This is a genomic window from Pedobacter caeni, from assembly GCF_900129215.1.
GTDB lineage: Bacteria > Bacteroidota > Bacteroidia > Sphingobacteriales > Sphingobacteriaceae > Pedobacter > Pedobacter caeni.
The window spans coordinates 67,457-81,613 of record NZ_FQUQ01000003.1; the positions used below are offsets into that span (position 1 = coordinate 67,457).

Annotated in this window: 13 protein-coding genes; 5 read left to right on the forward strand and 8 right to left on the reverse strand. The window is 40.9% G+C overall.

Going from position 1 to position 14,157, the window contains the following annotated elements; all coding sequences use genetic code 11:
• The first annotated feature begins 71 nt into the window (after positions 1–71).
• A complete protein-coding gene (locus BUC20_RS14910; protein ID WP_317042788.1) occupies positions 72–2,246 on the forward strand; it encodes a carboxy terminal-processing peptidase in 2,175 nt (724 codons plus the stop codon).
• A gap of 87 nt (positions 2,247–2,333) precedes the next feature.
• On the opposite strand, the gene BUC20_RS14915 is transcribed toward BUC20_RS14910, so the two are convergent.
• On the reverse strand, positions 2,334–3,272 hold the full coding sequence (locus BUC20_RS14915) for an SPFH domain-containing protein (protein ID WP_073231908.1): 939 nt from the start codon (positions 3,270–3,272) through the stop codon (positions 2,334–2,336).
• A 26-nt stretch (positions 3,273–3,298) separates the two neighbouring features.
• Here BUC20_RS14915 and BUC20_RS34290 point away from each other — a divergent pair, with 26 nt between their 5' ends.
• Positions 3,299–3,433 carry a hypothetical protein gene (locus tag BUC20_RS34290; RefSeq protein ID WP_262497418.1) on the forward strand — a complete coding sequence of 45 codons (135 nt, stop codon included), beginning with the start codon at positions 3,299–3,301 and terminating at the stop codon, positions 3,431–3,433.
• Here the strand turns inward: BUC20_RS34290 and BUC20_RS14920 are convergent.
• Both BUC20_RS14920 and BUC20_RS14925 read right to left on the reverse strand, forming a co-directional pair.
• Positions 3,430–4,551: a CapA family protein gene (locus tag BUC20_RS14920; protein ID WP_084528932.1), complete on the reverse strand. Its 1,122-nt coding sequence runs from the start codon at positions 4,549–4,551 to the stop codon at positions 3,430–3,432. The two genes, BUC20_RS34290 and BUC20_RS14920, sit on opposite strands and share 4 nt — an antisense overlap.
• An 81-nt stretch (positions 4,552–4,632) precedes the next feature.
• A complete protein-coding gene (locus BUC20_RS14925; protein WP_073231909.1) occupies positions 4,633–5,187 on the reverse strand; it encodes a C40 family peptidase in 555 nt (184 codons plus the stop codon).
• 227 nt (positions 5,188–5,414) lie between these two features.
• On the opposite strand from BUC20_RS14925, the gene pdhA reads away from it, so the two are divergent.
• The 3 genes from pdhA to hisS all read left to right on the forward strand — a co-directional run bounded on the left by pdhA (position 5,415) and on the right by hisS (position 9,554).
• Complete coding sequence (pdhA, locus tag BUC20_RS14930; RefSeq protein ID WP_073231910.1) at positions 5,415–6,410, forward strand: pyruvate dehydrogenase (acetyl-transferring) E1 component subunit alpha; 996 nt, start codon at positions 5,415–5,417, stop codon at positions 6,408–6,410.
• 30 nt (positions 6,411–6,440) lie between these two features.
• Complete coding sequence (locus tag BUC20_RS14935) at positions 6,441–8,096, forward strand: 2-oxo acid dehydrogenase subunit E2 (RefSeq protein ID WP_073231911.1); 1,656 nt, start codon at positions 6,441–6,443, stop codon at positions 8,094–8,096.
• 72 nt (positions 8,097–8,168) lie between these two features.
• The gene (gene hisS, locus BUC20_RS14940) at positions 8,169–9,554 is read left to right on the forward strand and encodes a histidine--tRNA ligase (protein ID WP_073231912.1); all 1,386 of its coding nucleotides are present in this window, start codon (positions 8,169–8,171) and stop codon (positions 9,552–9,554) included.
• 8 nt (positions 9,555–9,562) lie between these two features.
• Here the strand turns inward: hisS and BUC20_RS14945 are convergent, their stop codons facing one another.
• The 5 genes from BUC20_RS14945 to BUC20_RS14965 form a co-directional block, all read right to left on the reverse strand.
• Complete coding sequence (locus BUC20_RS14945) at positions 9,563–10,030, reverse strand: nuclear transport factor 2 family protein (protein ID WP_073231913.1); 468 nt, start codon at positions 10,028–10,030, stop codon at positions 9,563–9,565.
• A 54-nt stretch (positions 10,031–10,084) separates the two neighbouring features.
• On the reverse strand, positions 10,085–10,477 hold the full coding sequence (locus BUC20_RS14950) for a response regulator transcription factor (protein WP_073231914.1): 393 nt from the start codon (positions 10,475–10,477) through the stop codon (positions 10,085–10,087).
• 221 nt (positions 10,478–10,698) lie between these two features.
• The gene (locus tag BUC20_RS14955) at positions 10,699–12,144 is read right to left on the reverse strand and encodes an SDR family oxidoreductase (RefSeq protein ID WP_073231915.1); all 1,446 of its coding nucleotides are present in this window, start codon (positions 12,142–12,144) and stop codon (positions 10,699–10,701) included.
• The gene (locus BUC20_RS14960) at positions 12,141–13,499 is read right to left on the reverse strand and encodes an ABC1 kinase family protein (RefSeq protein ID WP_234994522.1); all 1,359 of its coding nucleotides are present in this window, start codon (positions 13,497–13,499) and stop codon (positions 12,141–12,143) included. Before BUC20_RS14960 ends, BUC20_RS14955 begins: the two co-directional genes overlap by 4 nt.
• Complete coding sequence (locus BUC20_RS14965) at positions 13,447–14,100, reverse strand: TetR family transcriptional regulator C-terminal domain-containing protein (protein WP_073231916.1); 654 nt, start codon at positions 14,098–14,100, stop codon at positions 13,447–13,449. The genes BUC20_RS14960 and BUC20_RS14965 overlap by 53 nt, the downstream gene beginning before the upstream one ends.
• Positions 14,101–14,157: the final 57 nt, after the last annotated feature.

Here is a 14,157-nt window from a genome sequence, read left to right on the forward strand (position 1 = left end):
TTCTGTTTATTAATGATATTGGTATCATATTAGTTGTGCATTACAAAATGGATTTTAAATTATTCAAAGAGATGTTAAAAAGAACGTTACTAGTGGCCTTTACTGGGGCTGTACTTGCGTGCCAGGCTGCCGCCCCTAAGCCACAACAATTAGTGAAGGGGATCAGCAATATTGTGCCGGACGAAAGACAATCTCTGGTAGTTAAAGAGGTTGTTGGACTGATTGAAAATTACAATTATAAAAAAATAAAGCTCAATGACTCTATTTCGTCATTGATCCTGGATAAGTATATAAAGGATCTGGATCCTTATAAATACTATTTCCTGGCCTCTGATATTAAAGATTTTGAGCAGTTTAGGAACTCATTGGATGATGATTTTAGAAATGGGGATTTAAGTGCTCCCTTCTATATCTTCAATGTATACCTAAAACGATATAATGAATGGCTTGCCTATACACTTTCACAGGTAAAAGGCAAGTACGATTTTAATCAGGATGATACTTATGTATTTGACAGGGAGAAAATGCCATGGATCACCTCTGTTCCTGAACTTAATGAGGTCTGGAAAAAGAAGGTGAAATATGACCTTGTTAACCTGAAAATAGCAGGAACTACCCCGGCAAAAAATGTGGAAACCCTGACTAAAAGATATGAGAATCTAAAATCACAAGCTTCAAAGGTGAATAACCAGGATGTGTTCCAAACCATTATGGATGCTTTCACAGAAACAATTGATCCTCATACGAACTATTTTAACCCGGTAAATGCGCAACAGTTTAATGAAGACATGGCGCGTTCATTTGAGGGGATTGGAGCAAGACTGAAACTGGAAAATGATATCCTTAAAATCGATGAAATCATTCCGGGTGGCCCCGCATTCAAAAGTAAACTTCTCAGTTCTGGCGACAGGATTGTTGGAGTAGCGCAAGGTGCCGGTGAGTTTGAAGACATTATAGGATGGAGAATAGACAATTCAGTTTCTAAAATCAAAGGACCTAAAGGAACCAAAGTAAGGTTGAAAATTATTCCGGTAGGACGTGAGTTGTCTTCAAAACCTGTCATTATTGAACTGACCAGGGAGCGGATTGTGATGGAAGATCAATCGGCCAAGAAAACGGTAAAAACAATTCAGTCGAACGGACAACCGTATAAGATTGGAATCATCAGAGTTCCTGCTTTTTATGCAGACTTTAAAGCTGCAAATGCAGGTGACCCGAATTATAAAAGTACGACTCGTGATGTGAGGTTGCTGATCGATACTTTGAAAAATAAAGATAAGGTCGACGCTATTGTAATGGATTTGCGTGCAAATGGTGGTGGTTCACTCGTAGAAGCGATCGACCTGACCGGATTGTTTATTGACAAAGGCCCCGTAGTACAGGTAAAAGACATTAAAAATAACATCGAAGTAAGTGAGGATACCAATGCAGGGGTGGCCTGGAGTGGTCCTTTCGGAGTGATGGTGGATCGGTTGAGTGCTTCTGCTTCTGAGATCTTTGCAGGTGCAATTCAGGATTATGGAAGAGGGATTGTAATGGGAACACAAACCTATGGTAAAGGCACTGTACAGTCCTCAATAGACTTGAACAGACTGGTAAATCCTTCTATTTTGCAAAGAATCGCTGCTTTAGTAAGCAAGGATGCAAAGACAACCATCAAGACCGTTGAGGGTAAAGGTGGTGCTCCTGTTCAATTGGGCCAGATCAACTTAACCATGGCTAAATTTTACCGTGTAAATGGAAGTAGCACACAGCATAAAGGAGTAATGCCTGATATTCAATTCCCGTCCCTTTATCCTATGAACAAAATAGGTGAAGATACAGAGCCTTCGGCCCTGCCTTGGGATGAGGTACAGAAGTCTGACTTTAAACCTGTTGCGGACCTTAATCCATTGAAACCGGAATTACTGAAACTTCATGAGGCAAGGATGGCAAATTCCCTGGATTATAAAACATTGGAGCAGGATATTGCTGATGTTAAAAAACGTGAAGGAGAAGTATCCGTAACTTTAAATGAAACCAAGCTGAAAGCAGAACGCGATAGTCTGGAGGCAAAATCTCTTGCCAGAATTAATCAGCTAAGGGTTGCTAAAGGTTTGGCTCCGGTTAAAAAAGGAGACAAGATCAAGAAAGAAGAAACGTTCGATTTCATAGAAGATGAAAGCTTACAGATCATGGCTGATTTGATGAGATTTACCAATCCGAATAAAGCTGAGCTGGTAAAAGTAAAAGCAGGATTTAACTAAAGAAAATAAGTCCTGAAGAGGAATATACTTATAAAAAAAAGAGGGCATCTACACGATGCCCTCTTTTTTTTATAACCCGATGTCTGATTATTTCGTGGTCTTATCATCCCGGTTCTTTTGGATTTGCATGGCCATCATTTCTTTCATGGTCTTGTTCATCCCTTCTGTAGAACCATCAAGAAACACCACATTGCCATCACTATTCTCCGCAAAGTGTTTAATTGATTCTGTCCACATGGTAAAGAGGATAACCGAAATATCCAGGTTCGCTTCTTCCATTTCCTGTGCTGCCTTGGTCATACCATGCGCAACTTCTGCGCGGAATAAAGCAATTCCCTGACCTCTTAATTGTGCGGCTTCTCTTTCTGCAGCAGCAGCAATTTTAATGGCATTACCATCAGCTTCTGCTCCTTTTGTCTTGGTAATTAATAAAGCCTGTCCTTCATTCTCCGCTGCTGCCTTTAAATTATTTGAAGCAACGACTCTGCTCATCGAACGCATAATTTCCTCATCAAAGGTGATGTCGTTTAGTTGCAAATCCTGAAGATGGTAACCCCAGCTTTCCAATACCTGATCAATCTGATGCTTAACATGGTCTACGATTTCATTCCGCTGAGCCAAAACATTTGCCTGGCGCTGAGTGGCTACATATGCACGGATAGATCCTTCAATCGTACGGATCAGGGCCTGCATCAGGTTGGTTGAATCCACAAACTTAAAGGCTACGTTTTTGATGGTTTCTTCATCATGGTTAAGCACCGAATAAAGAAGCATGGCCTTGAAATAAACGTTTGCCTGATCCTGTGTTACCGCCTGGAAAGAAAGCTCAACAGAGCGGTTCTGAATCGAAATTCTGGAATGAATATTTTCAACTAGGGGAATTTTTAGGCTAAGCCCTGGTCTTAGCAGGCGGCGGTACTTGCCAAAGATGGTGATTACAGCGATGGTGCCCTGTTTTACCGTAACAAAAGAACTGATCAGAATAACCAGTGCAATGAATACGAAAATGTAAGATGTATAGTCCATAGGTATCTCTTTTTTTGATTAACATAATGTCTTCAAGATACGAAGAATTTCTGCCTTCCAGCCAGGGCGGGAATTCTTTATTATGGACAACAGATCAGAACATGGGTTTTTTCTGTACTTCAGGAATTGGCCTGCTAAAAAATACCAAAGATGAGTCTTAGTTGTTTTTCAACTGGATATGTCCGTTATCGGTGAAATCAAGCTGATGACCTGGAAAATCTGTATCTGTAAGGAATTTTATTTTGTTAAAAGCGCCATGGTTTTCATCTAAAGTCAGGCGGTTTACTTTATCCTGTTTTACCGAAGTCACATCAGCATACAGAAAATCTCCTTTGCCATTGAGCTTAATCTGCATCAGCGGAGCAATTCCGTTGGGCCCCTTTAAGCTAAACATCCCATACGTGCAGAAGTTACCCAGGCTATAGGCGATAAATTTATTTTTATACACTTCAACTGCTCTGGTTACGTGAGGGCCATGTCCGATCACAATATCTGCTCCTGCATCAATCACACCATGGGCAAACTGATACACATTTCCTCTGTTTTCCTTATAAAAGATCTCATTTTTCCGGGGAACATGTTCAAATCTGGCACCTTCGCCACCACCATGAAAAGAGACAATAACGATATCTACCTGTTTCTTTAACCTGGCTACCAATGCTTTTGCACTATCGAGCTTATTGATAGAAACCGTATTCTCATTAGGTGCAAAAGCACAGAATGCATATTTTACACTGTCTTTTTCAAAAATTTTAAAGGGATGGGATTGAAGGCCTGCGTAATTAATCTGAAGGGAATCCAGAATTTCTGTAGTTCTTGTCCTGCCTTTTTTGCCAAAATCGCCCACATGGTTGTTGGCTATGCTGAATAGGTTAAAACCTGCTTTTTTGAAAATGCCTGCATATCGCTCCGGCATCCTGAAGGCAAAACAGCTGTTGCTATTGGGATCGCTGCACTTGGTAGACTTCCCATTGTCCAGCAAACAACCTTCCAGATTCCCAAAAATGATGTCTCCTTTTAGAAAAGAATCCACTTCTTTGAAACTGTTGATGGCGTCGTCTGAAGGCAGGTTCGCTTTGTCAGGGAAGGCTGATCCCAGCATCATATCGCCAACAGCAGTAATAGAAATGGTGTCTGTAATGGAAAGTGTATCTCTTTTTATGCTGAGCTGGGTACTGTCTTTTTTAATCTGCTGAGGAATATGTGCGCTATTTCCCTGGCAGCTAAACATAAATACGACCGATGAGAGGGTCAGGGCAATGGTGTTTGAGAATTTCATTTATTCAGAGGTAGTACTTTGTCATAAAAAAAGTCCTCCCAGAGATTTAGGAGGACTCTATATATTTTTTGTATGCTGAGGTTATTCCTCAATCAGGTCATTTTTTACAGGATCTAAAATTCTGCCACCTTTGTAAAAATACCTGGAATAATAAGGTTCGTTTAAGTTGCTGATCACCACTCCGCGACTGGAGGATGCATGAGCGAAGCGGTTATCTCCGAGATAAATGCCAATATGCGTAATGCTGCGGCTTTTGATCTTGAAAAAAACCAGATCTCCTTCTTTCAGTTCATCTTTTGGCAATGGATCGACCATGCTAAAAATGTCACGGGAATTACGGAGTATAGTGGTGTTGAAAACTTTATCGTAAATGGCTTTTGTGAAAGCGGAACAATCAATGCCTCTCTTGGTATTTCCTCCGAAACGGTAAGGAGTTCCAATCCATTCATAAATGAATTTGTAGAGTTTGATGTTAGAGGTTGCATCTACCGCAACGCCCATTACCTGAGAAAAATATTGGGAAGCTAAATTATCAGGGTCTTCTAATTTATTGGTTTCTTTTGTTTTTGTCTGTGCGTGAACGGCTGAGAGGCTGCACGAGACAATGAGGGTAGAAAACAAAAATTTTTTTATCATACTATTAAGTTTGGGTAATAGACACTTACACTTAAACGTACACCACTGGGGCTTATTGTCCGGTGCCAAAACTATGTATTTTACAAATGTTATCCAAATGTAAAATGTTTAAATCTAAAAGTTATCCACATTTTATGTAACCTTAGTGTTCATTTTACATGTATTTCTTCTATATGTTGCAATAAAAAAGTAGATTTGCTCTTGTAAATAAAAACCAATACCCAAAAATGAGTGCAGTAGAAATTAATAAAGATACCTATCTGAAGTGGTTTGAGTCGATGTTGCTGATGCGCAAGTTCGAAGAAAAAACAGGTCAATTGTACGGACAACAGAAAATCCGTGGTTTTTGTCACCTATACATAGGTCAGGAAGCTGTGGTAGCAGGAGCTATTTCGGCACTACAACCAGAGGATTCTATGATCACTGCCTACCGCGATCATGCACATGCTTTAGCAAAAGGTGTGAGTGCAAACAGCATTATGGCAGAGATGTACGGTAAAGCTACCGGATGTTCTAAAGGAAAAGGTGGTTCTATGCACATGTTTAGCAAAGAACATAACTTTTACGGCGGACACGGTATCGTTGGTGGACAAATCCCATTAGGAGCAGGTATCGCTTTCGCTGAGAAATATAAAGGCACTAAAAATGTAAACGTTTGTTACATGGGTGACGGAGCTGTTCGTCAGGGTGCTTTAAACGAAGCCTTTAACATGGCGATGTTATGGAAATTACCTGTCATCTTTGTTTGTGAAAACAACGGTTATGCAATGGGAACCTCGGTAGAGCGTACCACAAACATGACTGATATATATAAAATAGGTTTAGGTTTTGATATGCCATGTGCACCGGTAGACGGAATGGATCCTGTTGCAGTTCATACTGCAATGGATGAAGCTGCTCAACGTGCAAGAAACGGCGACGGACCTACCTTCTTAGAGATCAGAACTTACCGTTACCGCGGTCACTCGATGTCTGATCCTGCAAAATATCGTTCTAAAGACGAATTGGAATCTTACAAAACCAAAGATCCTATTGAAGCGGTTAGAGAAACGATCCTTCAGGAAAAATATGCTGATCAGGCATGGATTGAAGAGATTGAAGCTAAAGTGAAACAAATTGTCGATGATGCTGTTAAATTTGCGGAAGAGTCACCTTGGCCGGAAGAATCAGAATTATACAAGGATGTTTATGTACAACAGGATTATCCTTACGTATTAGATTAATTTAGAACGCATTTCATTTAATAATATAGAATGGCTGAAATAGTTAGAATGCCCAAAATGAGCGACACCATGACTGAAGGTGTAATGGCGAAGTGGCATAAAAAAGTTGGCGATAAAGTTAAAAGTGGCGATGTAATGGCCGAAGTGGAAACCGATAAGGCAACCATGGATTTGGAGTCATACTGGGATGGTACCGTATTGTACATTGGTGTAGAAGAAGGTCAAGCTGTTCCTGTTGATGCGGTTATTGCTGTCATAGGTAAAGAAGGTGAAGATTATAAAGCAGCTTTAGACGCTGAAGGCGCTGCGGCTCCGAAAGCAGAAGCTAAACCGGCAGCAGATGCTGCTCCGGCTGAAAAACCTGCTGAAGATAAAAAAGAAGCAACTGCTGCGGCAGGAATCACAGATGCAGATTTAGAAAAAATGGGCGTTACTGTAGTAAGAATGCCTTTGCTAAGTGATACCATGACTGAAGGCGTAATTGCTGAATGGCATAAAAAAGTTGGTGATAAAATTAAAAACGACGATATCCTTGCTGATGTAGAGACCGATAAGGCAACTATGGAAGTGATGGGATATGCAGACGGAACATTATTACATATTGGTGTAGAAAAAGGTGCAGCAGCTAAAGTAAATGGAATTATTGCTATTGTTGGTCCTGAAGGGACTGATATCAGTGGTATCCTTGCACAAGGCGATGCTCCGGTAAAACCTGCAGCAGATAAAAAAGCAGATGCTCCGGTAGCAGAAAGTGCTCCATCTGCAACAGCAGAAGCCTCGACTGAAAGTTCAGATCGCGTAAAAGCATCTCCTTTAGCGAAGAGAATTGCGAAAGACAAAGGTATCGACCTTGCTCAGGTAGCAGGTAGTGCTGATGGCGGACGTATCATCAAAAAAGACATTGAAAACTTCAAGCCAGCAGCAGCGCAAGCACCGGCAGCTACAACTTCTGCAGCTCCTGCAGAAAAACAAGCTCAGGTAAGTATTCCTCAGTTTATCGGCGAAGAAAAATATACAGAGAAGCCGGTTACTCAGATGCGTAAAGTGATTGCTAAACGTCTATCTGAAAGCTTATTCACAGCACCGCATTTCTATTTAACGATGTCAATTGATATGGATGGTGCAATTGCTGCACGTACTAAAATCAATGAATATGCGCCTGTTAAAATCTCTTTCAATGATATGGTGTTAAAAGCAGTGGCGATTGCTTTAAAACAACATCCTAATGTGAACTCTTCATGGTTGGGCGATAAAATCCGTTACAATGAGCATGTAAACATTGGTGTAGCTGTAGCTGTAGAAGATGGTTTGTTGGTTCCTGTAGTTCGTTTTGCAGACGGTAAATCATTGTCTCATATCTCTGCGGAAGTGAAAGATTTTGCACAACGTGCTAAAGCGAAAAAATTACAACCTGCAGATTGGGAAGGTTCAACATTCACCATTTCTAACTTAGGAATGTTCGGAATTGATGAGTTTACTGCCATCATTAACCCACCAGATGCCTGTATCCTTGCAATCGGAGGAATCTCTCAGGTTCCTGTGGTTAAAAATGGTGCGGTAGTTCCTGGTAACGTCATGAAGGTAACCTTAAGTTGCGATCACCGCGTTGTGGATGGTGCAACAGGATCTGCTTTCTTACAAACGCTTAAAGCATTGTTAGAAGAACCAGTAAGATTATTGGTTTAAAATATTTAAATAATCTAAAAAGCTGCTTCGGCAGCTTTTTTTATGCCTGTTACTTTTTGTACTTTTGTCGCTATGTCGAATATTAAACCTTCTCTAGTTAAAGGAACCCGTGATTTTTCACCTCAGGAAATGGTCAAACGCAATCATATTTTTGATACCATCAAAACGGTATTTAAAAAATACGGATATGCGGAAATACAAACCCCAACGATGGAAAACCTGAGTACTTTAACAGGTAAATACGGAGATGAAGGAGATAAACTGATCTTTAAGATTTTAAACAGCGGGGATTTCCTCTCTAAAGCGAATCCGGAACTGCTGGCCAATGCCAACTCTCAAAAATTGATTTCATCAATTAGTGAGAAAGCATTAAGATATGATTTAACAGTGCCTTTTGCCCGTTACGTGGTGATGCACCAGAATGACATTTCCCTGCCTTTTAAGCGCTTCCAGGTTCAACCGGTGTGGAGAGCTGACAGACCACAGAAAGGTCGCTACAGAGAGTTCTATCAGTGTGATGTGGACGTCGTAGGGTCAGATAGCCTATTGAATGAAGCAGAATTTGTTTTGATCTATCAGGAAGCCCTGAGTAACCTTGGCCTGAAAGACTTTACCATCAAGCTGAATAACCGTAAGATATTATCGGGAATTGCCGAAATCATTGGTAAGCCGGAGTTGATCATTGACATGACTGTTGCGATTGATAAACTGGATAAAATTGGTCTGGACGGCGTAAGTAAAGAACTCCTTGAGCGTGGATTTACAGCAGCAGACCTGGAGAAATTAAAACCGGTTATTTTATTACAGGGAAGTAATGACGAGAAATTAAATAGCCTTCGTGCCGTTCTTGCAGAATCTGCGACCGGAATGAATGGTATTGCGGAAATCGAAACCGTTTTCAGATATATAAAAGGGTTACTGCAATCTAACCCGGAGCTTAATCCGGATTTAGAGCTGGACATTACCCTTGCACGTGGTTTAAATTATTATACCGGTTGCATCTTCGAGGTAAAAACCAATGAAGCTGCAATGGGAAGTATTGGTGGTGGTGGTCGTTATGATGACCTGACCGGAATGTTCGGCTTAAAAGGTTTAACTGGTGTGGGCATCTCTTTTGGTGCAGACCGCATCTACGACGTTTTGCTGGAGCTGAACCTTTTCCCGGAATCAGTTGCTGCGGGAACGAAAGTTCTGATCAGTAATTTTGATGAAGCAGCCGAATTATATGCCTTGCCAATTGTTCAGCAATTGAGGAATGCAAATATTGCAGCCGAATTATACCCAAGTGCGGCGAAGCTGAAGAAACAGATGAGCTATGCGGATGCCAAGAACATCCCTTTTGTAATTCTGATCGGTAGCGACGAAATGCAGAGCGGGGAGTTGACCTTAAAAGACATGCACAGCGGACAACAGGATAAACTTTCCCTGGAAGCCATTATTGAAAAAATAAAGGATTAATCTCAGGGTTATTCCTTTGCCATATAAGCAGCCAGTTTCGCGCTGGCCTGCTTTCTTACCTTATTTTTCAGGAAGGAAGTCCATCCCAATAAAAGCCCTGTCAAACCAAGTGATTGTTTTGACCAGGTGTAAAAATCGAAATGATCAGTATGTTTTACAATTTTGCCATTTTCAATGATGAAACTGGCATCTATTTGATTTAACACTTTTCTGCCTGTAGCGGAAAAAGTATAATAAGCATCCCAGTGTGCTTTTCCTCCAAGTTCATCGGCACTGATGTCCTTAAACTCTACGCGCATATCTTTTCCACCTTTTATCAGCATGGCCCACATGGCACGTACTTCTTTTGCATTGAGATTTACAAATGCTTCGTCGCTGAATGTTGCCTGGTCGCTATAGCATTCCTGCATGGTGGCCACGTCTTTGTTCTGAAAAGCAGTATAGAATTTGGTGATGAGCGCTTCGTTGGCATTCATATCGTTTTATTAATTTGAGTTAAGATACGAATTTCCGGGGAACAGCTTTCCAGATTAATAAACCTTCCCGGCAAGAATCCCCTCAATTCTATCCAGAAGATCATCAATGTCAAAAGGTTTGGCAAGAAATCCATTAGGCTTAAAAGCACCATGCTGGATGTTCTCTTCCGTATACCTTGCGGAGATCATGAGTACCGGAATATCTGCTGTACTGGTTTCAGATCTGAGTTGAGTGAGCAATTCCCTGCCATCACCATCAGGAAGCATGATGTCCATGATCACCAGATCGGGTCTGAGCTGCTCAATGTGCACCATCATGTCTGCACTTTTATTCAAGCCTGTTACCTTGTAAGCCTCACTCTGTAAGATCAGGGTGATGACATCAAGGATGGCATGATTGTCTTCAATGACAAGTATGTTTTTGTAAATTTTAGAGCTTTTTGCCAAAATCAGGATGTTTTTATGACTACAAATATATTTAACAAGATTGATTTGTTTATATATTATTTATTTTTTATAAACAGATTTATGTAAAGACCTTGCTATAGATGCAATGAAGAAACAATTGAAAAAAATATAAGTTAAAATGAAACCTTTTGTTCTTTGGAGGGTCTTATATATAAGTTTTAGGTTAGAGAAAAGGTGCAATTGTGGCGATTGTGCCTTTTTTATTGTGCTTTGAAAACCGTAATCTGTCTGGCCATTCCTTTAAAAAGAAAGAGGTGAAATGGAAACATCGCGTACCAGTAAGCACGGCCCCATAGGCCTGATGGTCTGAATGTCGCAACCTGAGAGAGAAAAGTCTGTCCGTGATATTCTACGATTTTAAATTCCAGCCAGGCCTCTCCCGGTACTTTCATTTCTGCAAACAGCAATAGACGCTTGTGATGCTTATCTGCCAGTAAAACCCGCCAGAAATCTATCACATCACCCGCTTGTAACGTCATATTATTTGTTCTTCCCCTGCGGGTACCAACACCGCCAAAAAGCTTATCCAGAAAACCTCTTAAGTTCCAAAGCCAGTTTACATAATACCATCCCCTGTTTCCTCCTATACTCCAGATATTTTCAAATACTTCCTCTGTTTTCCTTTCAAAAGGCATTTTGACCTTATATTCCAGGGTGCCGTTCTGTGGAACTTTTACCTGATCCATAAAGCTCGTATCCAGATAACCTCTGTTTAAGGCATCCTTCCAGCTGGAAACAATGGAGTTCTGTTCTATCTTTTCAAAAGCCAGCTCCAATGTTTTCTGATAACTGAAACAAGGTCCGGGCACAATCTCTGAAATTTTATGTTCTTTACAAATGACTTCATTCTTCATGCTGTCTATCAGGCTTCTTGCCAATGTGTAAGGAACAGAAGTCACCATGTTGAGCCATAAAGAGGATAAGCGGGGTGTTAATAAGGGGAGTGGGATAATGATCCTTTTCAACTGGCGGACGTTTGCATACTGCATCATCATTTCCTGATAACTCAGAATGTCCGGCCCGCCGATGTCAAATACCTGTCCCAATGCTTTTTCATTTGACAATACCCCGCTTAAATAGCGGAGCACATCACGTATTCCAATGGGCTGACATTTTGTTTGAATCCATTTTGGGGCAACCATGACGGGTAATTTCTCCGTGAGGTCTCTGATCACTTCAAAAGAAGCACTTCCGGAACCAATGATGACCGCAGCTCTCAAGATGGTATAAGGAATACCTGATTTTTTTAATTCTTGTTCTACCGCCAGCCTTGAGCTCAAATGTTTGGATAAGCCGGTATCATTAACAATTCCGGTCAGGTAGATCAATTGCTGGCAGTTTGTTGTTCCAAGTGCGGTTGTAAAATTTCGTGCAGATTGGAGTTCCAGCTCCGAAAATCCACTTTCGCTGACAGACATGGAGTGGACAAGATAATAAGCCGCCTGGATATCTGCTGGGATTTCTTCCAGCGTTTCCGGCTTTAGCAGATCTCCGGTAATGATTTTTACCTGATCTCCAAAGTCTGATTCTGTAGCAAAACGTCTTTTATCCCTGACCATGCAAACCACCTCATGTCCCTGTTCTAAAAGGACAGGCAGTAATCGGGTGCCAATATAACCATTGGCACCGGTCAGTAATATTTTCATTGGAGATGCGGCTGGAAAGTATCTGTGTTGACAACCGATTTTAACTCTTGCAGGATCGTGTATAACCCGAAGTTGGTGCGATTTACATAGATGAAGTGTTTAACGCCTCTGGCCTGCTTAAATTCAGGCATAGTAGCTACTTTTTCCGCATAGGTATACAATTGTTCAAAGAATTCAGGTTTACTGAAATCAAATGTTTTACTGGTGTAAGGGCGGGCAAACAATTCAATCATTTCCCGGTAAGCATTGTAGTAAAATTCCACCTGACTTTCTGTATCATCTTTATGGATCATGTCCAGCTGGCGGAAAGCAGCAATGGTCTTCGTTTTATCTTTAATCACATCTGTGGAAATCAGGGAGAAAAAAGGATAGTAAAAATCATCCGGCATTTCTTTGATGCATCCAAAATCAATGACTCCAAGCTTTTCGTCGGGAGTGATCATAAAATTACCCGGATGCGGATCTGCATGTACTGCCCTGAGCTCGTGCTGCTGAAAATTATAGAAATCCCATAGCGCCTGCCCAATTTTATTACGGAGTTCCTGCGAAGGATTTGTCTTTAAGAATTCTTTCAGATGTAAACCTTCAATCCAGTCCATCGTGATGATCCGTTTACCCGACAAGGCAGGGTAATACTTTGGAAAGACCACATTGTTCAGGTGTTTGCAAGCCTCAGAAAATTCAATGGATCTTCTGACCTCCAGTTCATAGTCTGTCTCTTCGAGCAATCTTTCTTCTACCTCTTTGATATAGATATTGAGGTCTTTTTCGCTCATTCCCAATAAACGGAAAGCAAAAGGCTTGACCAGCTTCAGGTCAGAGGAGATGCTGTCGCCCACTCCCGGATACTGGATTTTAACAGCCAGTGCGTTCCCATCCAGTTCTGCCTGGTGTACCTGCCCGATAGAGGCCGCGTTACTGGAATGAAGGTTAAACTTATCATAGATCTGATCTGGTGTTTTCCCGAAATTCTTACTAAAAGTGCGGACAATCAGCGGACCGGAAAGGGGAGGTGCATTGTATTGAGATTGGGTAAACTTGTCCACATAAGATTTAGGCAGGATATTCTTATCCATGCTCAACATCTGTGCAATCTTTAAGGCACTTCCTTTGAGTTCACTGAGTGATTTATAAATATCTGTCGCATTATCTTCATTCAGTTCATCCCTGCTCAGGTTGGGGTTGAATAGTTTTTTTGAATAATGCTTGATGTAATTGCCACCGATCTGAATCCCTGTTTTTACAAATTTTGCAGATCTTTGTCCCTTCGTTACCGGAATACTTTCTTGTTCTTTCATGAGCTTATAGTCCCATCTTTTCTTTGAATTTGCCATTTCTGGAAAGAAATTTTCCATATTCCAGTAGGTTGTCCAATGGAGAGCGCTCAAAAAGATCAAATGTTACATTGATGCCCTTTTCAATTGCCTCATCAGTTTTCTCAAAGCCGGCACTGTTGTCATTGATCCAGAAATTCAGAATAAAGCCGAACTGCAGCCATACGGCATCTTTATATTTTTTACTTAAGAATTTACGGTTGGCCAATTCGCCACTTTCCAGACCTTCGTTAATGATTTCTTCCGCAAAATTCTCAAAGATGGGCTTCACTCCTGATAAAGCATCCGGGGTGCTGAATTTGCTGACATGAGATTTTAGGGTATAGATGATGAAACTTCTTTGTTTCTTTAAAACTTCCACATAGCTGTAGAAGAAGGCAAGGATTCTCTCGCGTGATGAATATTGGCTCCAGACTTCCTGCTCCTCAATCGCATTGATCGTTTCCAGAGTCAGTTCTACCCAGATGTTCTTTTCAATACTTTCAAAAGAAGCATAGAATTCATAGAAATCAGCCTCTGTAATTTTTAGTTTCTTTACGAAACTGTATACTGATTTTGGTTTTTCATCATTGATGAGTACATAATCGATGTACGCATTCTTAATTTGCTGAGCCGTTGCCATTTCTTTTTATTTTAATAAACGTTAAAGCGGTCTGCTTAGTTTCGCAGACCGCTCAAT

Coding starts and splice junctions, on each gene's coding strand:
- BUC20_RS14910 (WP_317042788.1), top strand. CDS start 72: ATGTTAAAAAGAACGTTACTAGTGGCCTTTACTGGGGCTGTACTTGCG.
- BUC20_RS14915 (WP_073231908.1), bottom strand. CDS start 3,272: ATGGACTATACATCTTACATTTTCGTATTCATTGCACTGGTTATTCTG.
- BUC20_RS34290 (WP_262497418.1), top strand. CDS start 3,299: ATGTCTTCAAGATACGAAGAATTTCTGCCTTCCAGCCAGGGCGGGAAT.
- BUC20_RS14920 (WP_084528932.1), bottom strand. CDS start 4,551: ATGAAATTCTCAAACACCATTGCCCTGACCCTCTCATCGGTCGTATTT.
- BUC20_RS14925 (WP_073231909.1), bottom strand. CDS start 5,187: ATGATAAAAAAATTTTTGTTTTCTACCCTCATTGTCTCGTGCAGCCTC.
- pdhA (WP_073231910.1), top strand. CDS start 5,415: ATGAGTGCAGTAGAAATTAATAAAGATACCTATCTGAAGTGGTTTGAG.
- BUC20_RS14935 (WP_073231911.1), top strand. CDS start 6,441: ATGGCTGAAATAGTTAGAATGCCCAAAATGAGCGACACCATGACTGAA.
- hisS (WP_073231912.1), top strand. CDS start 8,169: ATGTCGAATATTAAACCTTCTCTAGTTAAAGGAACCCGTGATTTTTCA.
- BUC20_RS14945 (WP_073231913.1), bottom strand. CDS start 10,030: ATGAATGCCAACGAAGCGCTCATCACCAAATTCTATACTGCTTTTCAG.
- BUC20_RS14955 (WP_073231915.1), bottom strand. CDS start 12,144: ATGAAAATATTACTGACCGGTGCCAATGGTTATATTGGCACCCGATTA.
- BUC20_RS14960 (WP_234994522.1), bottom strand. CDS start 13,499: ATGGAAAATTTCTTTCCAGAAATGGCAAATTCAAAGAAAAGATGGGAC.
- BUC20_RS14965 (WP_073231916.1), bottom strand. CDS start 14,100: ATGGCAACGGCTCAGCAAATTAAGAATGCGTACATCGATTATGTACTC.